Origin of the sequence: Nitrobacter sp. 62-13 (assembly GCF_001896955.1) — a bacterium.
In the GTDB taxonomy this organism is placed as follows: domain Bacteria; phylum Pseudomonadota; class Alphaproteobacteria; order Rhizobiales; family Xanthobacteraceae; genus Nitrobacter.
Genome location: NZ_MKRN01000027.1, coordinates 21,593 through 27,593, shown reverse-complemented (window position 1 = coordinate 27,593; position 6,001 = coordinate 21,593). Strand labels below are relative to the sequence as shown.

Annotated in this window: 7 protein-coding genes; 2 read left to right on the top strand and 5 right to left on the bottom strand. The window is 63.8% G+C overall.

The features are described 5' to 3' along the window. Nucleotides 1-577: outer membrane beta-barrel protein (locus BGN91_RS03840; protein ID WP_292610677.1), on the top strand; the 577-nt coding region annotated here is incomplete at its 5' end. Between the two features lie 41 nt (nt 578-618). Here the strand turns inward: BGN91_RS03840 and BGN91_RS03835 are convergent. Next, the gene (locus BGN91_RS03835) at nt 619-873 is read right to left on the bottom strand and encodes a hypothetical protein (RefSeq protein ID WP_292610675.1); all 255 of its coding nucleotides are present in this window, start codon (nt 871-873) and stop codon (nt 619-621) included. Between the two features lie 223 nt (nt 874-1,096). Continuing rightward, nucleotides 1,097-2,095 (bottom strand): P1 family peptidase, encoded by a 999-nt coding sequence (locus BGN91_RS03830; RefSeq protein ID WP_292610673.1) that lies wholly within the window; start codon nt 2,093-2,095, stop codon nt 1,097-1,099. Between the two features lie 143 nt (nt 2,096-2,238). Between BGN91_RS03830 and BGN91_RS03825 the strand changes: the two genes are divergently transcribed. Further along, nucleotides 2,239-2,973 carry a cytochrome c biogenesis protein CcdA gene (locus BGN91_RS03825; protein WP_292610671.1) on the top strand — a complete coding sequence of 245 codons (735 nt, stop codon included), beginning with the start codon at nt 2,239-2,241 and terminating at the stop codon, nt 2,971-2,973. A gap of 254 nt (nt 2,974-3,227) precedes the next feature. On the opposite strand, the gene BGN91_RS03820 is transcribed toward BGN91_RS03825, so the two are convergent. The 3 genes from BGN91_RS03820 to BGN91_RS03810 form a co-directional block, all read right to left on the bottom strand. After that, nucleotides 3,228-4,349 (bottom strand): branched-chain amino acid ABC transporter substrate-binding protein, encoded by a 1,122-nt coding sequence (locus BGN91_RS03820; RefSeq protein ID WP_292610670.1) that lies wholly within the window; start codon nt 4,347-4,349, stop codon nt 3,228-3,230. 164 nt (nt 4,350-4,513) lie between these two features. Further along, the gene (locus tag BGN91_RS03815; RefSeq protein ID WP_292610668.1) at nt 4,514-5,248 is read right to left on the bottom strand and encodes an ABC transporter ATP-binding protein; all 735 of its coding nucleotides are present in this window, start codon (nt 5,246-5,248) and stop codon (nt 4,514-4,516) included. 151 nt (nt 5,249-5,399) lie between these two features. Then, nucleotides 5,400-6,001, bottom strand: a 602-nt coding sequence (locus tag BGN91_RS03810) for an ABC transporter ATP-binding protein (RefSeq protein WP_292610666.1), incomplete at its 5' end; no start/stop codon positions are given.

The window sequence follows — 6,001 nt, the reverse complement described above, 5'->3', positions numbered from 1 at the left end:
GTCGGTGCGGCACTATCTGCAGGAGTTCGATGTGTTCGGCTACCGCCGCAGCAACGAGAGGGTGCAGCCGTTTTTGTTTGCGAAATATCGAGGCGATGCCGTGACTGCGTTTGTCTCCGTTTCGCGATTATACGGAAGGTGGCACGACCCGGATTTCACGAACGTCGATCGCACGCTGTTCAATGCAAGTTTGAACTGGCGCGCAGCGCCTTTTCGCATCGATTTGACCGCGTGGCGCCGCGCTGGCGAAACCACGTTTCCGATCTCGCCGATTACCATTGAGACTGCATATTCGGTGAAGGTGTCCTGGACCGCGGAGCCGAAAGTGACGCTGGCGGCTTCGGTCGGCTATGCGGCGTCCGACTATCTGGACTCGCCGTTTCATGCGCGAACGCTGACCTGCGGCGTCGGCGCGTCCCGCGACATTGACGACGACCTGACCCTCGGTATCGATGTCGCCTATGCGAAGGGCTCGCTGATCTCGGGCGATGACGTGAACGGGCTCGTGATAACGTCGTCGATCACCAAACGATTTTCCCCAAAGCCGCCGGAGCCGACGAAACGCGCTGGCGTGTAAGCTGCCGCGCGGACGGGGGTCAACCCGTCCGCTTTTCCAACCTAGTGGCAGCCGCATCCGCCGCCGAGCAGCCCGCCCAACGCGTTGCTGCGGCCGAGAACCGCGCCGAGCACGCCGTTCTTGCCGGTGGTGACCGCGGTGTTGACAACCAGCGCGCCGCGCCCGTCGAGCAGGCCGACCACGCCGCCGCGGCCGGTCAACACGTTCGCTCCGATGCCGATGCCCTGGCCCTTGGCGAAAGCGGGCGCAGCCATGAGCGTGCTGGCGACCGCGGCGAGAACGAGGATCTTCTTCATGACGTTTCTCCACTGTTGACATGCGCGATAGCGCGCACCGGGAGACCATCGGCCGGCCATAACGTCGTCTCAAGCTATACTGTATACTAACCTTAAATTAAGCCGGTATTTCAAGTATATACACGTATTATACTTGAAAATGATACCGCGCGACATAAGCAAAAATCCTGCACGCGTAAATCGCGGCGGTCCTCTCCAGTTTTAAAAGTGCGTGGAAAAATCTTTATCGCGCGAACCGATCCTTCCACGCCGGCAGCGCATCCGGAAACGGCAGCGCGGTGGCTTCATAGACGCCGCGGGCGATTGCGCGGGCCACTGTATTGGCTGCGACCATGCCGAGTTCGGTCAATCCGATGAACGGATCGATCGGCTTCGCGCCGGTTGCGGCCGCGAACACGACATCGCCGTCGAGCGGGGCGTGCACCGGATAGATCGCCCGCGCGAAGCCGGTCTGCGCGATGATCGCAAGCCGTTGCGCTTGCGATTTGGTGAGCACGGCATCGGTGACGACGACGGCCAGCGTGGTGTTTTCGCTTGCCGTTGCCGCCGGGCCGCCCTTCAAACGCATCGTCAGCATGTCCGGCGTGAACGATGGCGGCAATCCTCGCCCGCCGTATTCTCCGCCGGATTCAAACGGCGCGGCCCAGAACCAGGGGCCGTCGCCGATCGTGACGCTGCCGACCGCATTGACCACCGCGAGCGCCGCCACCAGCACGCCGTCCGCCGTAGCGGCCGAAGCCGAGCCGAGGCCGGCCTTCAAATTGGCCGTGGTGGCGCCAAGCCCTGCGCCGACGCTGCCGAGCGCGAAATCGCCTGCGGCTGCCGCCGCGGCGGCGTAGCCGAGATCGCGATAGGGCGCGAAACGGCCCCATTGCTTGTTGCCGCCGTTCAGAAGGTCAAAGCACACCGCGCCGGGCACGATCGGGACGACGGCCTCGCGGATCGCGAAGCCGCGCCCCCGCTCGGCGAGCCAGGCTTGGACGCCGCCGCCGGCTTCGATTCCGAAAGCGGAGCCGCCCGACAGCGCCAGGGCGTCGACCCGCTCCACGGTGTTGACGGGATCGAGCAGGGTGCTGTCGCGCGTGCCAGGTCCGCCGCCGCGCACGTCCATCGCTGTGACGGCAGGAGAATCGAACAGGACCGCCGTGACGCCCGAGGCGAGCGTTGCGTCATCGGCATGGCCGACACGGACGCCGGGAATGTCGGTGAGCAGGTTCTTCATGGTTCGGCCTCGTTTCGGGAGATTAACCAACAGCCTGATGGAGCCATGAGCGCGCCAGGGCAGCCGATCACGGTTTGATCACAAATGTCGCGGAAGGGGGCGAAGCTCTTGCGTCGGGGTGGCATCGCAGGGCAAGTAGCCTCATGATTCACGACGTTTCAATTCCCGCCGCGCTGGTCGCGGGCCTTGTCAGCTTCCTGTCGCCCTGCGTCCTGCCATTGGTCCCGCCCTATCTGATCTATCTCACCGGCGCAACCATCGAACATGTCTCGAACGACGAGACGACCAAGGCTTCGAAGCGGGCCGTGATGCTGGCCGCGCTGACGTTTGTGCTGGGATTTTCGACGGTTTTCGTCGCGCTTGGCGCCAGCGCCAGCTTCATCGGCAGCCTCATCAGGGCCTGGTCGGCGCAGCTGTCGATCCTGGCCGGCATCGTCATCATTGCGATGGGCCTGCACTTCCTGGGACTCACGCGGATCGGATTTTTGATGCGCGAAGGCCGGCTCACCGCGCCGAAACCGGTCGGCCTGTGGGGGGCCTATGTGATGGGGCTCGCCTTCGCGTTCGGCTGGACGCCCTGCATCGGACCGATCCTGGCAGCGATCCTGTCGGTCGCGGCGGCGGAGGCCACGGTCGTGAAGGGAGCCGGGTTGCTAGCGGTGTATTCGGCGGGACTCGGCATTCCGTTTCTGCTGGCGGCGTTCATGATCGAACGGTTCGCGTCGCTGTTCAATCGCATGAAACGCCATCTCACCACCATCGAGCGGGGGATCGGCGTGCTGATGGTGCTGACCGGGATCGCGTTTCTTACTGGCACGATTTCCGACGTCAGTATCTGGCTGCTGGAAACTTTTCCGGCGCTGCAGAATTTCGGCTGACGTTCTCAAGAGCCCTCGTCGTCACTTCCGAAGTCGCGCCAGGCTTGTCGGGAATCCAAACCCTCTGCGCGAGAAAGATTGAAGGGCAAGGGGGTTATAGATTCCGGGTTCGGCGCTCCGCGCCGTTCCGGAATGACGGCCGGGGGAATCGCATCATGCCCTGCTGGACTTGCGCGACCCGGACCTGCGTTTGACAAACAAAACGCCCCGGCGAGCCGGGGCGTTGAATTGTCGCGGAAAAGAGGCCTGTTATCTCAGGTGCCCTTGCCGGGATCGAGTTCGGCATAATTGCCCTTGTCGTCCCATTTGTAGATGACGTAGTCGATCTGCTTGATGTCGCCCTTGGCATCGAATTCCAGCTTGCCGAGGACAGTGTCCCACGCGCCAGCCTTGAGAGCCTTCATGACCTTCATCGGATCTGTGGTGCCGGCCTTGGCGGCGGCCTGTGCCCACACCTGTATCGCCGCATAAGTGTAGAGGGTATAGCCCTCCGGATCGACGCCCTTGGCCTTGAATCGATCGACGATCATCTTGGCCGCCGCCTTCTTGCGCGGATCGGGGCCGAAGGTGAACAGCGTGCCCGCGGCGGCCGGGCCGGTGATCGAGGCGAATTCCTTGTCGGCCAGCGCATCGCCCGCCATCAGAACGGTTTTCATGCCCTGATCGCGCATCTGGCGCACCATCAGGCCGGCTTCCTGATGATAACCGCCCACGAACACGAGGTCGATATTGTCGCGCTTCATGCGCGAGACGATCGCGCTGAAATCCTTGTCGCCCTTGTTGTAGGATTCGAACATCTTCTCCTGGAAGCCGGCCTTGTTGAGCGCTTTCTTGGTTTCGTCAGCGAGGCCTTTGCCATAGGTCGTCTTGTCGTTGAGAATCGCGACGTTCTTGCCTTTGTAATTTTTGAGGATGTACTCGGCGGAGACCAGACCCTGCTGATCGTCGCGGCCGCAGACCCGGGCGACATTCCACAGCTTGCGCTCCGTGAACAGCGGATTGGTCGAAGCGGGCGTGATCTGCAGCACGTTGCCGTCGGCATAAGCCTCCGAGGCCGGGATGGAGGAGGACGAACAGTAATGTCCCGCGACGAATGGAATGCCCTGGCTCGCGATCTTCTCCGCGACCGAGCGAGCCTGCTTCGGATCGCAGGCGTCGTCACCGACGAACAGCACGAGCTTCTTGCCAAGCACGCCGCCGGCCTCGTTCAGATCGGCGACTGCCTGATCGGCTCCGTTCTTGAGCTGGCGGCCGAATGCGGATTCGCCGCCTGTCATCGGGCCGGCCACTGCGATTGTGATGTCCTGCGCGAACGCGGCCGTCGACAGAGCGAGCGACGCTCCCAAGGCCAGGCCTATGAGCTTCAAGGATGTCATACGTGGTCCTCGCGATGATGTTACGGAGGGTCCGGCGCGGTGCGAACCAACGCCATTGTCGGCTGAATCGTCGGCGAAGTCATCGGCAATTTGAGGTTACGCGTCATTCAGCCGCCGTAATCGAACGGAGCTTCGCCGTATCGCCCTGATAAGCACACGTGCGATCAGGTCTTCCGGCCGCCTTCCAGATAGGCCGCGCGGACTTCAGGTTGCGCGAGCAGTTCAGCGCCGGTTCCGCTGAGCGTGATCAGGCCGTTGACCATGACGTAGCCGCGATGCGCCAGCCGCAGCGCATGGTTGGCGTTCTGCTCGACCACCAGAACGGTCAGGCCGTCCTCGCGATTGAGCCTGCGAATCGCATCGAAAATCTGGCGCGCGATCAGAGGCGCCAGACCGAGGGACGGCTCGTCCAGCATCAGCAGTCGCGGTCGGCTCATCAGCGCACGGCCGATGGCCAGCATCTGCTGCTCGCCACCGGACAGCGTGCCGCCGCGCTGGGTCAGGCGCTCCTTAAGCCGCGGAAACAGCGTCAGCACGCGATCGAGGCTCGTCGCGCGATCGCTTTCGCCCGACTCGGTTGCGTCCGCGCCCATCTGCAGATTTTCGGCGACGCTCATGCGCGGGAAAATCCGCCGGCCCTCTGGCGACTGCGCGATGCGCATGCGCGCGATCTCGTGGGTCGCCATGTCGGTGATGTCGCGCCCGTCGAATGCGATGCTACCGCCCTTGGCGCGGGGGCGGCCGAATATCGTCATCATCAGCGTCGATTTGCCGGCGCCGTTGGCGCCGATCAGCGCCACGATCTCGCCCGGCCTGATGACGAGGTCAACGCCCTTCAGCGCCTCGATCTTTCCGTAGGCCGCGCGGAGCCCGCGAATGGCGAGGAGTGGCTGGCTCATCACGCAGCCTCCGTGTCCCGGACGCAAAGCGATCCGGAGCGTTGCTTCGCTGCGCCGGGCTCGTAGCCGCGCCCAGGAATCGTGAATGTCCCGTTTCTGCGGAGCGGCGCTGAAGCGCCGCATCGCGCCGGGGGCACGGTGCGAGAGGCCATCATGCGTCGCCCTCCATGACGGCGGCGGCAGTGTCCTCGTCGGTGCCGAGATAAGCCGCGACCACCTTGGGGTCGTCGCGGATGGCGCGGGGCGCGCCATCGGCGATCTTGACGCCGTAGTCCAGCACAATGATGTGGTCCGAAATCTCCATGACCACCGACATGTCGTGCTCGATCATCAGGATCGAGGTGCCGTGGTCGGCACGGATCGCCAGCAGGAGTTCGTTGAGCGCCGCGCTTTCGCGCGCATTCAGGCCGGCGGCGGGCTCGTCGAGACAAAGCAGCGTTGGCTCGGTGCACATCGCGCGCGCGATTTCGAGGCGGCGCTGGTCGCCATAGGGCAGGTTGCCGGCGGCGTCATCGGCGCGTGCAAGCAGGCCGATGCGATCGAGCCAGGATCGCGCCCGATCGATTGCATCGCGCTCCGCCACGCGCCACGAGGGAAGGCCGAGCAGGCCGAGCAGCGTGAAACCCGATGCGCGCATCAGCATGTTGTGCTGGGCGACCATCAGATTCTCGAGCGCCGTCATCCCCGGAAACAGGCGGATGTTCTGGAACGTGCGCGCGACTTTCGCCAGCTTGGAAATTCGAAAGTCGTTCA

Coding starts and splice junctions, on each gene's coding strand:
- BGN91_RS03835 (WP_292610675.1), bottom strand. CDS start 873: ATGAAGAAGATCCTCGTTCTCGCCGCGGTCGCCAGCACGCTCATGGCT.
- BGN91_RS03830 (WP_292610673.1), bottom strand. CDS start 2,095: ATGAAGAACCTGCTCACCGACATTCCCGGCGTCCGTGTCGGCCATGCC.
- BGN91_RS03825 (WP_292610671.1), top strand. CDS start 2,239: ATGATTCACGACGTTTCAATTCCCGCCGCGCTGGTCGCGGGCCTTGTC.
- BGN91_RS03820 (WP_292610670.1), bottom strand. CDS start 4,349: ATGACATCCTTGAAGCTCATAGGCCTGGCCTTGGGAGCGTCGCTCGCT.
- BGN91_RS03815 (WP_292610668.1), bottom strand. CDS start 5,248: ATGAGCCAGCCACTCCTCGCCATTCGCGGGCTCCGCGCGGCCTACGGA.